This window comes from Methylobacterium sp. P5_C11 (genome assembly GCF_054049775.1).
The window spans coordinates 43,060-56,560 of the sequence record NZ_JBFULS010000004.1 but is presented as its reverse complement, the minus strand read 5'-3'; the positions used below and the strand labels follow the sequence as shown (position 1 = coordinate 56,560).

Annotated in this window: 14 protein-coding genes and 2 pseudogenes; 7 read left to right on the top strand and 9 right to left on the bottom strand. The window is 70.3% G+C overall.

Annotated features, from left to right (window positions below; translation table 11 throughout):
- Positions 1–195 precede the first annotated feature (195 nt).
- The 3 genes from lptC to lptB are packed head-to-tail and all read left to right on the top strand — an operon-like array spanning position 196 to position 2,455.
- Positions 196–915, top strand: coding sequence for an LPS export ABC transporter periplasmic protein LptC (gene lptC / locus ACXJKQ_RS03965; protein ID WP_457104474.1), 720 nt, complete (start codon positions 196–198; stop codon positions 913–915).
- On the top strand, positions 912–1,589 hold the full coding sequence (locus ACXJKQ_RS03960) for an LptA/OstA family protein (protein WP_457104473.1): 678 nt from the start codon (positions 912–914) through the stop codon (positions 1,587–1,589). The genes lptC and ACXJKQ_RS03960 overlap by 4 nt, the downstream gene beginning before the upstream one ends.
- 8 nt (positions 1,590–1,597) lie before the next feature.
- Positions 1,598–2,455, top strand: a complete 858-nt coding sequence (gene lptB / locus ACXJKQ_RS03955; RefSeq protein WP_457104472.1) for an LPS export ABC transporter ATP-binding protein — start codon at positions 1,598–1,600, stop codon at positions 2,453–2,455.
- Between the two features lie 45 nt (positions 2,456–2,500).
- Here the strand turns inward: lptB and ACXJKQ_RS03950 are convergent, their stop codons facing one another.
- Positions 2,501–3,652, bottom strand: a complete 1,152-nt coding sequence (locus ACXJKQ_RS03950; protein WP_457104471.1) for a dimethylmenaquinone methyltransferase — start codon at positions 3,650–3,652, stop codon at positions 2,501–2,503.
- A 178-nt stretch (positions 3,653–3,830) separates the two neighbouring features.
- Here ACXJKQ_RS03950 and ACXJKQ_RS03945 point away from each other — a divergent pair, with 178 nt between their 5' ends.
- The gene (locus ACXJKQ_RS03945) at positions 3,831–5,144 is read left to right on the top strand and encodes an MFS transporter (RefSeq protein WP_457104470.1); all 1,314 of its coding nucleotides are present in this window, start codon (positions 3,831–3,833) and stop codon (positions 5,142–5,144) included.
- Positions 5,145–5,168: 24 nt separating this feature from the next.
- Here ACXJKQ_RS03945 and ACXJKQ_RS03940 read toward each other — a convergent pair whose 3' ends face one another.
- Genes ACXJKQ_RS03940 through ACXJKQ_RS03920 form a run of 5 tightly spaced genes read right to left on the bottom strand, consistent with a single transcriptional unit; the run spans position 5,169 to position 9,364 of the window.
- Positions 5,169–6,293 (bottom strand): glycosyltransferase family 4 protein, encoded by a 1,125-nt coding sequence (locus ACXJKQ_RS03940; protein WP_457104469.1) that lies wholly within the window; start codon positions 6,291–6,293, stop codon positions 5,169–5,171.
- A 1-nt stretch (position 6,294) separates the two neighbouring features.
- Positions 6,295–6,657 carry a hypothetical protein gene (locus ACXJKQ_RS03935; RefSeq protein ID WP_457104468.1) on the bottom strand — a complete coding sequence of 121 codons (363 nt, stop codon included), beginning with the start codon at positions 6,655–6,657 and terminating at the stop codon, positions 6,295–6,297.
- Positions 6,658–6,690: 33 nt separating this feature from the next.
- A complete protein-coding gene (locus ACXJKQ_RS03930; protein ID WP_457104467.1) occupies positions 6,691–8,241 on the bottom strand; it encodes a right-handed parallel beta-helix repeat-containing protein in 1,551 nt (516 codons plus the stop codon).
- The gene (locus tag ACXJKQ_RS03925; protein WP_457104466.1) at positions 8,238–8,612 is read right to left on the bottom strand and encodes a glycosyltransferase family A protein; all 375 of its coding nucleotides are present in this window, start codon (positions 8,610–8,612) and stop codon (positions 8,238–8,240) included. The genes ACXJKQ_RS03930 and ACXJKQ_RS03925 overlap by 4 nt, the downstream gene beginning before the upstream one ends.
- Complete coding sequence (locus tag ACXJKQ_RS03920; protein WP_457104465.1) at positions 8,609–9,364, bottom strand: lipopolysaccharide biosynthesis protein; 756 nt, start codon at positions 9,362–9,364, stop codon at positions 8,609–8,611. The genes ACXJKQ_RS03925 and ACXJKQ_RS03920 overlap by 4 nt, the downstream gene beginning before the upstream one ends.
- Positions 9,365–9,458: 94 nt before the next feature.
- Between ACXJKQ_RS03920 and ACXJKQ_RS03915 the strand changes: the two are divergent.
- Positions 9,459–9,884, top strand: a pseudogene (locus ACXJKQ_RS03915) (class I SAM-dependent methyltransferase); the annotation flags it as partial.
- 324 nt (positions 9,885–10,208) lie between these two features.
- Here ACXJKQ_RS03915 and ACXJKQ_RS03910 read toward each other — a convergent pair.
- On the bottom strand, positions 10,209–10,748 hold the full coding sequence (locus tag ACXJKQ_RS03910; RefSeq protein ID WP_457104464.1) for a glycosyltransferase family 2 protein: 540 nt from the start codon (positions 10,746–10,748) through the stop codon (positions 10,209–10,211).
- On the opposite strand from ACXJKQ_RS03910, the gene ACXJKQ_RS03905 reads away from it, so the two are divergent.
- Positions 10,708–10,842 carry a hypothetical protein gene (locus ACXJKQ_RS03905; protein WP_457104578.1) on the top strand — a complete coding sequence of 45 codons (135 nt, stop codon included), beginning with the start codon at positions 10,708–10,710 and terminating at the stop codon, positions 10,840–10,842. The genes ACXJKQ_RS03910 and ACXJKQ_RS03905 overlap by 41 nt on opposite strands.
- Here the strand turns inward: ACXJKQ_RS03905 and ACXJKQ_RS03900 are convergent.
- Positions 10,819–11,142, bottom strand: a pseudogene (locus ACXJKQ_RS03900) (glycosyltransferase family 2 protein); the annotation flags it as partial. The gene ACXJKQ_RS03905 and the pseudogene ACXJKQ_RS03900 overlap by 24 nt on opposite strands.
- Positions 11,139–11,705, bottom strand: a complete 567-nt coding sequence (locus ACXJKQ_RS03895; RefSeq protein ID WP_457104463.1) for a polysaccharide biosynthesis/export family protein — start codon at positions 11,703–11,705, stop codon at positions 11,139–11,141. The pseudogene ACXJKQ_RS03900 and the gene ACXJKQ_RS03895, both read right to left, overlap by 4 nt.
- A gap of 624 nt (positions 11,706–12,329) precedes the next feature.
- Here ACXJKQ_RS03895 and ACXJKQ_RS03890 point away from each other — a divergent pair.
- Positions 12,330–13,433, top strand: coding sequence for a helix-turn-helix transcriptional regulator (locus ACXJKQ_RS03890; RefSeq protein WP_457104462.1), 1,104 nt, complete (start codon positions 12,330–12,332; stop codon positions 13,431–13,433).
- Positions 13,434–13,501: the final 68 nt, after the last annotated feature.

The window sequence follows — 13,501 nt, the reverse complement described above, 5'->3', positions numbered from 1 at the left end:
TGCGCGCTGCGTGTGTCTCCACACACATCCAAGCCGGACGATTGCAGGTTCGGTTGATCATTCGGAAATGGTAGAGCCATAACTTCGCCACCGGTTGGGCTCATTGCCCGGCCGATGGCGCGGGCGCGGTGGGGGCCGCAGGCGTCTGAGCCGATCCCTCTCGTGCGCGCTTCCAGCGCGCCTCACGGACGCTGCATGAACCCGGTCGAGGCTGAAGCCGGCAACGGACAGGCGGTCGCGGCGGCGCGGACCCGGGCGCATGCGCGGGCGTACCGCCACAGCGACCGCGTCCGCACGATGCGACGCCTGATTCCCGTGGCCGCCGGCGGCTCGGTGGCGCTGCTTCTGGCCTACCTGTTCAATCCGTTCGCGGCTCGGCTGCCGGACGTCTCGGTCGGTCCGGTGACGCTGGCGGGCTCGAAGGTCCGGATGGAGAACCCCCGTCTGGCCGGCTTCCGTCAGGGCACGCGCGGCTACGAGGTCACGGCGGATGCCGCCCTGCAGGACGTCCGCAAGCCGAGCCAGATCGAACTGCAGCAGATGCGCGGCCACATCGCCACCGACGACCAGGGCGGTATCGCACGCATCTCGGCCGCCTCCGGCCTGTTCGATACCGCCCGCGAGGCCCTCGACCTGAAGGACGATATCCGGATCTGGACCGACAAGGGCGAAGAGGCGCGCCTGCGCTCGGCTGCCGTGGCATTCAAAACCGGTGCTATCAGTTCGCAGGAGCCCGTCACCGTGTCGAGCCCGCGGGCCACGGTGAATGCCGACACGCTGGACGTGGTCGAGAGCGGCAAGCGGATTTCCTTCGTGGGCAACGTGCACGTGGTCATCGTGAACGAGGATCCGGCGGAGAAGGCGACGGGCCGCATCCTGACCTCGGATGCCGAAGCCGCGGACGGCCGCCGATGAGCGCCCACCGCATCCTCGGCGCGGCCTTCGCGGCCGGTCTGGTTCTCGCCGGCCCGGCCCTGGCCGAGAAGCCGGCGCGCAAGGACTCGCCCTTCGGCAATATCGGCGGCAGCGGCAAAGACCCGATCAAGATCGACGCCGACCGGCTCGACGTGTTCGACCGGGAGAACAAGGCGGTGTTCGCCGGTAACGTCGTGGCCGTGCAGGGCGACAGCACGATCCGCTGCTCGACCATGACGGTGACCTACAAGCGCGGCAAGGACGGACCCGGCAAAGGTACCAAGGCCGAGGGGGTCAAGGCCGAGGCGAAGGACGACGGTGCGGATTCGGCGCCGCCCCGGAATCCGGCCGAGAACGGCATCCAGAAGGTGGATTGCGCCGGCCCGGTGACGGTGGTGCAGAAGGATCAGGTCGCCACCGGCGACCACGCGGTGTTCGACCAGGATGCCAAGCGGATCGTGCTCACCGGCAACGTCGTCCTGAGCCAGTGCCAGAACGTCACCCGCGGACAGCGGCTGGTCTACGACATGAACACCGGTCGGGCGAACATGGACCCGGTGGCGGGGGGCCGTGTCTCGGCCCTGTTCGTGCCTGGCGATAAGGCGGACGCCAAGGACGGCAAGGCGAAGGGCTGCGCGCAGCCGCCACCCAGGCCGAAGGCGCAGGTCGATTGAGCGGCGCCGTGGCGTTCCAGGCAGGCCCGCAGGAGCCGGCGGGCCGCACGGGTTGGCTCGGCCGTCTGTTCGGCCGGCGGGCGCGGCAACCGGACGGCGCCGCCTCCGAGGCCGACGGCTGGTCCGCGGCCGAGGAGGGCGGACTCGGGATCCTTAGCGTGCGCGGCCTGCGCAAGAGCTACGGCGCCCGCACGGTGGTCCACGAGGCCGGCTTGACGGTCCGCACCGGCGAGGCCGTGGGGCTGCTGGGGCCGAACGGCGCCGGGAAGACGACGATCTTCTACATGATCACCGGGCTCGTGGCGGCCGACCGCGGCCACATCACCCTGGACGGTCTGCCGATCACCCACCTGCCCATGTACCAGCGGGCGCGGCTCGGCATCGGCTACCTGCCCCAGGAGGCCTCGATCTTCCGGGGCCTCTCCGTCGAGGACAACATCCGCGCGGTGCTAGAGGTGGTCGAGCCCGACCGGAAGGCGCGGGCGCGCAAGCTCGATTCGCTGCTGGAGGAGTTCGACATCGCGCGCCTGCGCAAGGCGCCCTCGATCGCCCTCTCGGGCGGCGAGCGGCGGCGCTGTGAGATCGCCCGCGCGCTCGCCTCCTCGCCGACCTTCATGCTGCTGGACGAGCCCTTCGCGGGCATCGACCCGATCGCGGTGGGCGACATCCAGGATTTAGTGAAGCACCTGAAGCAGCGCGGCATCGGCGTACTGATCACCGACCACAACGTCCGCGAGACGCTGGGCCTGATCGACCGCGCCTACATCGCCCATTCCGGCCGAATCCTCACCGAGGGCACGCCCGAGGAGATCGTGGCGAACCCGGATGCGCGGCGGCTCTACCTCGGCGAGGACTTCCGCCTCTAGCCACGCCGCCGTCGCCGCGCCCGCGGCGACGGGGCCGTAGACCGCTCACCCCTTCCAGTTCTTGAGCGCCGCGAACGGGCTGTCCGCGCCCGCCGGCTTCTCCGGGTTCAGCACCGGCTCCACCTGGGCGATCGCGTCCGACATCGAGAAGGCCGAGCCGCTCTGGAGCCGGCCGCCGGCCGCGTCGCGGTGGCCGCCGCCGCGGAACAGGCGGGCGCCGTCGAGCGCCGTGCCGTCGTTGGACCGGAACGACAGCGTGCCCATCCGCTGGACGTTGACCACGCGCTTCGCCCGGCCCGCATCCATGATCAGGTCGGAGACCCGCTGGAACGTGCCCGAATCGAGGGCGAAGGACAGGAGCGTGCCGTCCTTCAGCGGACGGAACAGGGAATCCGACCGGGCGAGCGCCCGGGCGAGGCGCATGCGCGTCGTCAGCGCCGGGTCGTCGTCCGGCGCGTCGCGCAGCAGGGCGTCGACCACGCCGGTGCGGATCTCCGGGGCGCGGCGCTCCAGCTCGGCCGGGCTCGCCCCGTCCCGCAGGGCGGCGGCCGCCGCGAGGAGGATGTCGGAGACGAACCGGTCGTGCCAGGGATGGCCGACCGGCACGTAGCTCGACACGACCTCCCAGAACATCTCGTCCAGGGCGAGGCCGCCGCGGAAGGCGGGGTTCTCCTTGCGCCACAGGTCGACGGCATCGACCGCGGACAGCAGGCACGAAAGGTCGATCTCGGGCTCGCGGTCCGCGAACAGCGACCGGTGGTCGAAGGACATCCGCGTGGCGCAGATGTCGTCCTCGATCAGCACGGCGATCTCCGGATCGCCCAGGTCGATCCGATGGAGCGCCGGGCGGTTGGCGTCCGCGGTCGCCTCCAGGCCCAACCGGCGCATCTGGTCGAGGGACGAGGCGTGATGATCGAGGACCACGAGGCGATGCTTCTGCCCGTCCTCACGGCGCCGGTTCATCGCGGCGAACTTCTTCAGGCCCGCGATCGTCTGCTCCTCCAGGCCGAGGTCGGTCATCAGCAGGATCTCGCTCTCGGCCGCGCGGCCGAAGCGCTTGATCTCGTCCTCGAACACCGGGCCGACATCGCTGTAGCGGGGCACGTGGACGACGCGCTCGACCGTCGCGCAGGCCGCGGCGACCGTGGAGGCCCCGTAGCCGTCGAGGTCGTGGTGGGTGATCTGGATCAGGCGCAACGGGCGGACTCGAAAGGTGACGAAGCGGGCGGTCTACGACGCCCGGCGCCGGGAGGCGAGGGGCGAAAGCCCTTCCGTCCGGCGGCGTTCGGTGCAGAATGCGCCCGGCCGTCACGAGTCGCGAAGGACCGGCCGGCCGCGGAGACCCCGAAGGGGCCCGTCTCACGGGGAGGACACGATGGCCCTGGCCGCAACGCCGCGCGTGCGCCGCATCCAGACGATCTCGCTCGCCCTCCTCGTGACGGCGGGCGTCGTGAACTACGTCGACCGGGCCACCCTGGCGGTGGCCAACCCGCTGATCCGGGAGGATCTCGGCCTCTCGATCCCCGAAATGGGATTGCTGCTCTCGGCCTTCCTCTGGGCCTACGCCTTCGCCCAGCTGCCCGCCGGCGTGCTCGCCGACCGGCTCGGACCGCGCCTGACGCTAACGCTCGGCCTGACCTGCTGGTCGTTCGGCCAGATACTCGGCGGCGCGGTGACGTCGTTCTGGCAGTTCGTCAGCGCGCGGATCGTGCTCGGGATCGGCGAGGCGCCGCATTTTCCGACCTGCGCCCGGGTCTCCCGCGACTGGTTCAACATCCGCCAGCGCGGCACCGCCACCGGGATCTGGAACTGCGCCTCCTCGCTCGGGACCTTCCTCGCCCTGCCGCTGCTCACCTTCCTGATGGTGAGCTTCGGCTGGCGGGCGATGTTCGTGATCATGGGCGGGGTCGGGTTGGTGCTCGCCGCGATCGTCTATGGGGTCTTCCGCAACCCGCGCGAGACCGACCTGACGCCGGGGGAACGCGCGTTCCTGGAAGAGGGCGATGCTCCGAATGCCAGCCGCCCGGTCACCTGGAGCGCGTGGCGCCGGCTCTTCGGCTTCCGGACCAGCTGGGGAATGATCGTCGGCTATTTCGGCTGCATCTACATGACCTGGCTCTACACCGCGTGGCTGCCGAGCTACCTCGAGATCGAGCGGCACTTCACCCTGCAGAAGACCGGCCTCGTCGGCTCGATCCCCTTCGCCTTCGGGGTCCTGGGCGGGATCCTGGGCGGCCGCGTGGTCGACATGCTGGTCCGCCGGGGCGTCGATCCGATACGCAGCCGCAAGATCCCGATGGTCGCCTCCCTGGTGGCGACCGCCGCCTGCACGGTGGTGGCGGCCCTGACGCCGAGCGACACCCTCGCCGTCGCCTGCATCTCGGCCTCGCTCTTCCTCGTCTACGTGAGTTCGTCCTCGGCCTGGGCGATGGCCTCCGTGGCGGCACCGGCGAGCTGCACGGCGTCCCTGGGCGCCATGCAGAATTTCGGCGGCTACATCGGCGGCGCCCTGGCGCCGACCGTGACGGGCTTCATCGTCGGCGGAACGGGCCATTTCTCGATGGCGTTCATCACCGGAGCGGTGATCGCCCTGGTGGCGGCGCTCGGCTACTGGACGCTGATCCAGGAACCCATCGCCGACGAAGTGCCCGCCGATCCGCCAGTCGGCGCGCTCGGGGCCGCACGATAGGCAGGCCGACGACCTCAGGTCGCGTCACCCACGCAGGTTCGGCGCGGCCAGGATCAGGTCCCGGAGATGCGTGCGGGCGGTGAAGCTGTCGCGCATCAGGTCCACGAAGGTGGCGGCCGGTCCGTCCCAGTCGTGGCGCGCCGCGTGCGCCCGCGCGGCGCCCGCGTCGAACGGCAACCGTCCCTCGATCGCCGCCCCCATCAGGCCGGCGAGGCGGTCCAGCCGATCGGGCGCGTCCGGATCGAAGTAGCTCGCCGCGCTGCCGCCGGCCTCCGGGATGGCCGTGAGGCTCAAGGCGATCACCGGCGTTCCGCGGGCGAGGCTGTCGAGGACCGGGATCCCCCAGCCCTCGCCGCGGCTCGGGAAGACCAGGGCGGCCCGGGCGTAGAGGTCGGAGAGGCCCCGGTCGTCGATGCCGGCGATGTGGACCGCGTCCGGCGTCCGGGCGAGGCGGTCGAGCGTCTCGGGCCGCTCGCCGTCGCCCTTGCCGACCACGATCAGCCGGGCCGCGCCCGCGGGCAGCCGCGCGAAGGCATCGAGGACGAGGCCGAGATTCTTGCGCGGCTCCTGACGGCCGGCCGTCAGCAGGTACGGGCGCCCGTCCGCGAGCGGCGTCCGCTCCGTGACCGCCTGCGGCGGGGTCGAGCCGCAGCGCACCTCGGCGATGCGGTCGCGTTCGATGCCGTAGACCTTGGCGATGGAGTCGCGGCTGTAGTCCGAGATGGTCAGCACCAGCTTGGCGCGCCGCGTCGAGGGTCGGGTCAGGATCTTGTTCCGCCAGCGCATCGACCGGGGGAAGAACTCGGGGTGCGTCTCGAACAGGATGTCGTGGACCACAACTACCTGGCGGTCGCCCGGCACCAGCGGCAGCGCGATGGAGGTGGTGAGCAGCGTGTCCAGCCGGTCCCGCAGGAACAGCCACGGCCAGACCAGGGTCAGCCGCACGGTCGCGGGAACCCGCGGCAGCCGCCGATGCTCGATGTTGTCCCCCGAGACAAGGCGGGCGCAGGCTTTCGGATCGCCGGAATAGACCACGTAGGTGGCGTCCCGGTGTCGCGCTGCGGCGCGCCCGATGATGTTCACGAGCCAGGTCCGGCCGCCCTGCGACTTGCCGGTGAGCACGTGCGCGTCGATGCCGATGCGAAGCATGTTACGGGCTCCTGTAGGCGCCGAAGGTCGGGACCTCACCGGGGGCGTAGGCCCGGCCGGCAATGTCGCGGGTGGCGCCGAGCGGGATGCCGGCGCGGGCAGGGGACGCGGTCAGCGCGAGGCCGCCGGCCAGGGGGCTCGCGGGAGCGCGGAAGGCGGGCGTGCCGATGAGGTCGGGACCCTGGCCGTCGAGCGGCAGGCTCGCGCCGTCGCGGGTGGTCTGCGTGCCCCAGCGGTAGAGCGGGGCGCCGACGGCGCTGCCGAGGAAGTTCGGGCCGATTGCGTTGTCGTTGTCGGTGGTGGTCGCCTCGACCACGATTGCGGCGACGTTCGGCCGGGTCGCGGAGGCGATGTTGTTGAGCACCCGGTTGTTCGACGTCCGGTCGATCCGCTTGGTTTAGTCGGAGGCCAGCACGATCTCGCCGCGATAGACGTGCTTGCCGCCGGAATCGCGCATGTTTCCGGTGGTGGTGTTGTTCACCACCGTGTTGGAGCCGGCGTCGAACAGGTTGATCCCGGCGCCGTCATTGTCGGCCGCGACGTTGAACGCGACGATGTTGCCGTCGCACCACTGGTCGATCTGGATGCCGTTGCCGTCCTGGCCGGTCGTCTCCTTCTGGCCGGTGACGATGTTGTATCGGATGGTGTTGCGGTCGCCGGCGTCCTGTGCGGCATCCTTGGCGAAAACATGGATGCCGGATGTGTCCGATATTCCCACGCCGTTGCCCGAGACGCGGTTGCCCTCGACCACGTAGCCGGAGCCGTTGATCTCCATCCCGTGGATGCCGTTGCCGGTCACGGTGTTGTCGAGGATGTAGCTCGGCTCCTCCTGCGGCGCGTTGATCACGTCGACGGCTACGCCGTGGGTCTGGTTGTCGGCGAGCGTGTTGCCGGTGATCCGGTGTCCCGCTCCCGATCCGTCGCCGATCCAGATGCCGAGGCCGGACCGGGACACCGTCGAGCCCGCCACCGTGACGTGGCTCGATCCCCGGCGGATGATGAAGCCGGAATTCACGGCACCCTGCACGGTCAAGCGCGTGACGGTGACGTAGGCGGCGTTCTCGAACACCACCGAGTTGGACAGGCGCGGCTGCGTGCCGGGTTCGGCCGCAACCGTCATGGGCGCCGCCGCGGTTCCGCGTGACCCGACGAACACGACGTCGCCGTAGCTGCCGCCGCGGATGAGGACGATCGAGCCGGGACCGAGCGTGGCGAAGGGTACGTCGGCGAGGCGCGCCACCGTGGTGTAGCCGGGCTTCGTGCCGCCGGCGGGATCGACCAGGATGTTCTGCTGAACCTGCGCGTCGGCAGGCCCGCAGGCGGCCAGGACCGGGAGGATCATCGTAACCAGGGCGCCGCCGAGGACCGTGCGGGACCGCCTCATGCTGCGAGCGCCCGAGCGATGGCGAGGCGCTTGCGCCGCTGGAACAGACGGCGCCACACGGTGCGGTCGGCCTCGGGGCTGATCCGCGTCAGCGCGGGCCGCCATCTGCCAGCCTGGCAGAAGGGCCTGCGGCATCGCGAGGTCGGCCACCCGGTGCCGCGCCGCCGCGCCGAGCGGCGGCGGCCCGACCAGACCGAGCCGGCCGAGATCGACGACGAGATCCGGGCGCTTGCGGTACCACAGCACCAGGGCCGCACCTTCGCGCTCGGCGATCCGCAGATAGGCCGCCGCGTCGAGGAGGTGGTGGTGATAGCCCCGGGCCTCGGGGGCGTAGAACAGGCGCATGCCGCGCCGGGCCAGCCGCTCGCCCAGCTCGATATCCTCGTGCCAGAACAGCTTCGGCTCGAAGCCCCCGGCCTCCTGCAGGAAGCGCCGGTCGACGCTGACGTTGCAGGTCAGGAATGCGTCCCAGCCGACCGCGTCGCGGCCCGCCAGGGCATCGTAGGAGGCGTCGTGGTGGAGCGCCGAGAACGGCGAGAACGGCAGGGCCGGGTCGATGGTCATCCGCCCGAGGATCGCGGTCTCCCGTCCCCCCGCCGCGCATGGGCGAGGCGGTGCGCCTCGACGAGGCTCGGCACCGGGATGGTGTCGTCGTTGACGATCAGAAGGCGCTCGCCCCGCGCGGCCGCGATGGCGCGGTTGCGGGCCGCGTTGGCCCCGGCATTCTCCTGGCGGAGATGCACCACGGGGACCCGGGCCGTGGCGACGGCGCCGCTGACGACCGTGCCGGTGTGGTCGGTCGAGCCGTCGTCGCAGATCACGATCTCGAGGGGCGCCTCCGTCTGCTGCCCGTCGAAGGCCCGGAGGCACAGGCGCAGCGTGTCGGCGCGGCTGTAGGTCGGGATGATGACCGAGAGCACGGGTCCATCGCTCATGACGAGGCTTCCGGAAGCGGGAGGGGGAGGGGATCGGTTGGGACGCGGCGCAGGCACAGCCACCCGGCGAGGGCGGCCGAGAGGGCCGCGACGGCGGGCACCGTCACGGGTGCCAGGACGGCGGGTCCGGCCGCCCAGGCGAGGGCGGTGAGGAGGCCCGGCGCCGCGAGCGTCGGGAGGTCGGCCAGGGTCAGCGGCGGTCCGGCCTCCCGCCAGAAGGCGTGGGCCAGGACGAGGAGCATCGCGGTCTCGGTGAGCAAAGCGGCGAGGCCCGCGCCGAGCAGGGGATCCCAGGGGATCAGCAGCGCGCAGGCGAGGAGGTTGGTGGCGCAGGCCGCCGCGCTCCCGCGTACCGCGACGCCGGTCCGACCTAGCGGGACGAGGCCCGCGAACAAGATGGTGGCGGCGATCAGCAGGACGCTCATCCCGACGGCGATGCGGAGCACCGGGATGGCGCCGGAGAAATCCGGCCCGAAGACGAGGCGCATGAGCGGGTCGGCGAGGGCGCAGGCCGCCACCGCACCCGCGCCGGATGCGGCCAGGATCGGAACCAGCGCGGCGCGCACCCGGGCGCGCAGCGCGGCCGTGTCGGCCGGGGACCGTCCGTCGGCCAGGGAGCCGACGGCTCGACCGAAGACCGGCACGAGCGGCGTGCACAGGGTGATCGCCACCGCGGCCCCCAATTCGAAGAACCGGAAGCCGGCCGTGAACTGGCCGAGTTCGGCCGCGCCCGCAAAGGCGGCCAGCATCATCAGGCTGATCCGGCCGTTCAGCGATCCGAGGCCCGTCCGGCCCCGCCGCCTTCACACGCGCCGCGGGCGCGACACGTCCAGAGGAGCCTGAGGCATGGTCACGGTCGAACAGCGGCTGTTCCGGGAGATGGGAGCCGGAGGCTATTCCCGGCACGATCACCGGATGGAGTACATCGTGGGCGTCAACGCCCTGCTCCGGCCGGACATGCGGGTCATGGAGTTCGGCGCCGGGCGTGGGAAGTGGAGCGATGACCCGGTCCCATTGCGGTGGCACCTCGGGGACTTCCGGGGGCGCTTCGCCCAGGTCGTGGCCTGCGACGTCGACGAGGCGGTCCTGGGCAACAGGTCTGCCGACGAGGTCAGGCTGATCGGTCACGACGGGGTGCTGCCATTTCCGGACGGGAGCTTCGACCTGATCTCGGCCTTCTCGGTCCTCGAGTATATCGAGCATCCCGAGGTCACCGCGACGGAACTCGGCCGGGTTCTCGCGCCGGGCGGCTGGCTGTACGCCGGGACGCCCAATCGCGGGGGCTATGTCGGGATCGGGGCGCGGCTCGTCCCGAAGCGGCTGCACGCCCGAGTGATGCGCCTCGTCGAGCCGCGGCGGGTCGAGATCGACTCGTTCGTGCCGCTCTACACGATGAACACGGAGGCGACGCGGAAGCGGCTTTTCCCAACTGATCGGTTCGAACACCTCACCTACAGTTTCGACGGGCAGCCGTTCTATCATGGCGAGAACATCGTCCTGGGCAAGTTCTGGGAGCTTCTGTTCCGGCCGACGCAGGGGCCTCTCAAGGGCTACCACAGGGTGTTCATTCGCAAGCGGCCGTGCCGGGCCGGTCGATCAGAGGCGAAGACTGCGCAGGTGGCCGGAAAATCTGCGCATGACCTCGGCCTTGCGGGCAAGATCGGGCTGACCGCCCAGCCGGGCCGCCAGCCCATAGGCCAGGGCTCGCAGGATGAAGCAGAGCCGCAGCGGACCCGAGAAGAAGGCGGGCGACGACAGGGTCCGGCCGGCGTTGCGCAGGCTGTAGATGGCGGCCAGCCCGTCGAGCCAGCGGGCCGAGCGGATGCTTCCGGAACCGCCCTGGAGATGGACCACAGCGATCCCCGCACAGTAGGCGACCCGCCAGCCGGCATCGCGCAGCCGGCAGCCCCAATCGACGTCCTCTCCGTAGAGGAACATCGGGCTCCCCAGCCCGCCGATGGCATCGATCGCCGACCGGCGCAGGAGCAGGCAGGCGCCGCAGAGCCAAGTCCACCTCCACCGCGGCCCTGCCGCGGGGCTGACGGCTCGCGAGGTAGAGGCCGCGCAGGCCGAGGCGCCCGGAAAGGCCGGCGGTGTGGACCAGGATCGAGAGCGGGCGCGGCTCGTAGCTGGCATCGCCGACCTGGTGCGCCCCGTCCGGGAAGATCAGCCGCGGGCCGACCGCCCCGACATCCGGGTGCGCGTCGAGATGGGCGAGCAGGTCGGATAGGGCTCCCGGGTCACGCAGGAACGCGTCGGGGTTGAGGAGCAGGATCGCGGCGCCGCGCGCGTGATCCAGGGCGACGGCGTTGCCGCCCGCAAAGCCGTGATTGGTCCGCTCGGCGATCACCCGCACCCAGGGGAAGGCAATGGCCATGCGCTCCGGCGTGCCGTCGTTCGAGGCGTTGTCGACGAGGATCACCTCGTAGGGGCGGTCGATCCGGCTCGCCGCCAGGCACTGCAGGCAGGTCTCGATGTCCCGGCCGGCATTGTAGGTGACGATCAGGACGCTGAGGCCGACGGCGCTCATGCTCGGACTCCGCGGGATTTGACGGAAAGGCGCGCTCCAAAGAACGCTGCCTTCCAGGTGCTGCCGGGGGGGTGGGGGCGTCTCCGCTCCTGAAGGGTTTGGACGGTCGCGCGTCTCCATCGGAAGGCGCTGGCTCCTCGGCTCCCGCGCCTCCCTTTGCGGGGGAGGGTGGCCCCCGAAGGCAGTCGGGAGAGGGAAGCGACGGTGGACGACAAGGCGCCGACCTTCATGACGGTCGCGCCTCTGGCGGCCGCCTCCGGCGACAGGCCCGCGACCTTGATGCCGTTCTTGCCGGGCAGCGAGATCCGGCCGTCCGGCCGGACGATCACGGAACGGTTGAATTCGGGATGCGTGCGGAAATCGACGTCGAACTCGTCGTTCGGGTTCAATCGATAGGTCGGCTGAACGACGCTGGAATCGATCAGGAAGGAGACTTCGAAGTTGTCGCCGACATTCAGTCGGTAATTCGCGAGGCCGAGGCGCATGGTGCGTCCGGCCTCCTCCTGTGCGGCGGCGACCACCGTGGCCGGCAGGCCTTCTTGGATCGAGCCCGTCTGCGTCACGTCCGGCACTTCGCGCCCGGACATCCGCGGGGGGGCTCGACATGCAACCGGCGAGGAGCGGCGCGCAGGCGAGAAGCGTCAGGACGGTCCGAGCACTGCCGGATGGGCGTGCGGCCAGGCGCGGTGATGCGCTGAGGAACGCAAACAGGGAAAACGCCATCGACTTCAGCCGCATCCTGCTCGACTGCGCTCGTCCGATAACAACTCGTGATCGAACCGAGCACCACGATACAATCGCGAAGCTTGGTTAACGAGCCTTGAACCCGGCCTGTTGAAACTCTATCAGAAGTTGTGAACGGCACGCTGTGGCAAAGTGCGGAGCGCGGGATCCGTCGCCGCCTCTGCCACGCTGGGCGAAGGCCGCCCGGCCTTGAGCGCGGTCAGTGCGGACCGGCAGATCCAGCGTCTCTCCGAAGGCCACCCAGACGATGAACGCGGCCGACCGAAGCGGAACGCATCCTGTTCAACGCTGCACGCCGCCGGATCAAGTCTGTAAACATTCGAACGCTTGCCCGAATTTAGAAATCCGATCTATAATTTGGGAGTTTAGGCGCGCGTTTCACGATTCATAAATCGGCGAGACGATCGCTGACGGCAATATCCGTCTTGCGGGAGGCGCACGACATGTCAGGTGTGAGGCCGGATCTGTTCTCCCGCCTGCACGATGACCTCGAGGCCGTGTTTCGGGAAGATCTTGAGGAGGCGGTGGTCGATCCGGCGCGATGGCAGGATTTGGCCGAGCGGACCGTTCGGGCGTCCGGCAGCGAGGGCGCTCTTCTGCTGCGTTCCGACCGTATGGGCATCGAATCCCTCTGCACTGCCTCCCTCGCCGAAGCATCGCGCCGTTACTTCGACGAGGGCTGGCACCGCGACGACTATCGCCTCCGCGGCCTACCGTACATGCAGGCGCGCGGCATCACGGTGGATCAGGATTTCACCTCGCCCGAGGAAGTGGCGCGCCTGCCTTTCTACCAGGATCTGCTCGCCTCCCACCGTCTGCGCTGGTTCGCCGGGATCGGCTTCGCGGTGAAGGGGCGGCTGTGGTGCCTGTCCCTGCAGAGGACGTCGGCGCAGGGACCTTACGAACTGCATGAACAGAGCCGCCTCGCGACCCTGTCACCGTTGTTCCGGCGCGCGGCTCTATTGACGGCCATGGTCGAGAAGGCCCGTCTCGCCGGGATGACGCAGGCTTTCGAACTGATCGAACGCGCCGCTCTGATCCTCGATTCCGAGGGACGTGCGCTTTGTTGGAACGAAGCCTTCGGCGCGCTCCTCGGCCACGACCTGAAGCTTGCGACCGGCCGCTTGACCGCGGAGGATCCCGAGGCCGCCCGGCGGCTCGAAGCCTTGGCGCGGCCCTTCGGACGCCCGCCCATCTCGGCCGTGGTGGTGGCCCGGCGGGACGCGCCGTCGATCGTGATCCATGTCGTGCCGCTGGTCGGACCGAGCCGCGGCCTGTTCGGCGGCGCGAGAACGCTGCTCCTCGCCAGTAATCCCGGGAGCCGGCGGGCGCCGGCTTCCGCGATCCTGCAGGCGGCTTATCGGTTGACGCCCGCCGAGGCACGTCTTGCCCAAACCGTCTCGGCTGGCACCTCGCTGGCGGAGGCGGCGTCGCAATTCGCTATCACCTCGGCGACCGCGCGCTCGCAGCTGAAGGCGATCTTCGCCAAGACGGGTGCGACGCGCCAGGCGGACCTCGTGCGGCTGGTAAGCGGTCTCGCGTTCTGACCGATTGGACGGTCCGGTTCACCCGTACGGGTCGGCACACGCCTCGATCGGCGGAACGGGTTGGCGCG